The sequence below is a fragment of the Streptomyces sp. E11-3 genome, assembly GCF_046540415.1.
Classification (GTDB): Bacteria; Actinomycetota; Actinomycetes; order Streptomycetales; family Streptomycetaceae; genus Streptomyces.
Genome location: NZ_JAZGRL010000125.1, coordinates 1 through 2,120 on the forward strand (window position 1 = coordinate 1; position 2,120 = coordinate 2,120).

The following is a 2,120-nucleotide window of genomic DNA, read 5'->3' on the forward strand; positions in this document are numbered from 1 at the left end:
AGCGGGGCGGGCGGCGGGGCGCGGGGCGGTGTGTCGTTCATATTCCAGTATGCGACGACCCGTGCGACTCACCTGGTCACCTGCCTTCTCTTCCATGACATCCAAGGGCTACCGGGAAGTAACTCTGGCTGGTTTGATGTGTCCGCATCCATCCCCCACCGAATGATCGGGAGATCAAGTCGTGGCGCATTCCGCTCTCCGCCGCACCTCCGGCTCCGTTGTCGCGCTCGCAGTCGCCGGCGCCGCACTGGTCGCCGCAACGCCCGCCCAGGCGGCCGCCGACGAGACCCCGGAACTGAAGGTGCTGGCGTACAACACCTTCCTGTTCAGCAAGTCGCTGTACCCGAACTGGGGCCAGGACCACCGGGCCGCGGAGATCCCCAAGACCGACTTCTTCCGCGGCAACGACGTGGTCGTACTCCAGGAGGCGTTCGACAACTCCTCGTCGGACGCGCTGATGAGCAACGCGTCGGGCGAGTACCCGCACCAGACGCCGATCGTCGGGCGCAGCAAGAGCGGCTGGGACGCCACGGGTGGCTCGTACTCGTCGATGACGCCCGAGGACGGCGGCGTGACGATCCTCAGCAAGTGGCCGATTCTGCGCAAGGAGCAGTACGTCTTCAAGGACGCGTGCGGCGCGGACTGGTGGTCCAACAAGGGCTTCGCCTACGCCGTACTCGATGTGAACGGCACCAAGGCGCACATAGTCGGCACCCACGCGCAGTCCACCGACCCCGGCTGCGACGCGGGTGAGGCGGCCCAGATGCGCAGCCTCCAGTTCAAGGCCATCGACGCCTTCCTGGACGCCAAGAACATCCCGGCGAGCGAGCAGGTCATCGTCGCGGGCGACTTCAACGTGGACTCGCACAGCGCCGAGTACGCCTCGATGCTGACCGACGGCGGCCTGGCCGACACGGACTCGCGCACCGGGCACCCGTACTCCTTCGACACCCAGGACAACTCCATCGCCTCCGAGCGCTACCCGGACGACCCGCGCGAGGACCTGGACTACGTCCTGCACCGCGCGGGCCACGCGCGCCCGGCCGGCTGGAACAACAACGTCATCAAGGAGGAGTCCGCGCCCTGGACGGTCTCCAGCTGGGGCAAGAACTACACGTACACCAACCTCAGCGACCACTACCCGGTGACCGGCTCCGCGCGCTAGCCGCACCGCCGCACACCCCGCACCACCCCGCCCCGGCTGCCCGGTACTCCCGACGGGCACCGGGGCACTTTCACAACAGTGGTGAGACAGCAATACTGTTGCACCGCATCAACGCACTACCCGGGAGGCGGAACGCTGCCATGACGACGGACACCGAGGAGCCGACGCTCACAGTCGACGAGCTGGCCGCGCGCGCCGGAGTCACCGTCCGCACGATCCGTTTCTACGGCACCCGAGGGCTGCTGCCTCCGCCGCACATCGGCCCGCGCCGTGTCGGCCGTTACGGCCCTGGCCATCTGTCCCGGCTGGCGCTCATAGAGGAGTTGCAGCACCAGGGCATGACCCTCGCGGCGATCGAGCGGTACATGGAGCAGCTGCCACCGGATCTGAGCGCCCATGACCTGGCCATCCACCGGGCCCTTGTGGCGACCTGGGCCCCGGACTCGGCGGAGGAAGCGAGCCGGGCTGAGCTCGACCGCAGGGCCGGACGCGCCCTGACGGACGAGGACCTGGACCGGCTCGCGGCGATGGACGCGATCGCCAGGACGGACTCCCCGGACACGTTCCGGGTCGACCCCGGGCTGTTGCGGCTCGGGGTGCAGCTGCTCGACGTGCCGATCGCGCACGAGACGATCCTGGCCTCCCGTACGGTCCTGCTGGAGCACGCCCGCTCGGCCGCGCACGAGCTGGCCGGGCTCTTCCGCGACCAGGTGTGGGCGCCGTACCGGGAGCGGGAGTCGGACCCGCGCCATGTGGAGGCGATGAAGTCGCTGTCCGCGCATATGCAGCCGCTGGTGGTGCAGGCGCTGGTGACGGCGTTCCAGCGCTCGCTCAGGGACGAGCTGCGGGCGGAGTTCGGCACACAGATGTCTGATACGCAGGAGTTCGACGCGCAGCGGTGGGGGGGGGGGGGGGGGGGGGGGGGGGGGGGGGGGGGGGGCCCCCCCCCCCCCCC

2 protein-coding genes are annotated in these 2,120 nt (G+C 69.6%); both read left to right on the forward strand.

The window, feature by feature from the left end:
* Nucleotides 1–181 precede the first annotated feature (181 nt).
* Nucleotides 182–1,165: a sphingomyelin phosphodiesterase gene (gene sph / locus U9R90_RS35745; protein ID WP_411061628.1), complete on the forward strand. Its 984-nt coding sequence runs from the start codon at nt 182–184 to the stop codon at nt 1,163–1,165.
* A 140-nt stretch (nt 1,166–1,305) separates the two neighbouring features.
* Nucleotides 1,306–2,120, forward strand: an 815-nt coding sequence (locus U9R90_RS35750) for a MerR family transcriptional regulator (protein WP_411061629.1), incomplete at its 3' end; no start/stop codon positions are given.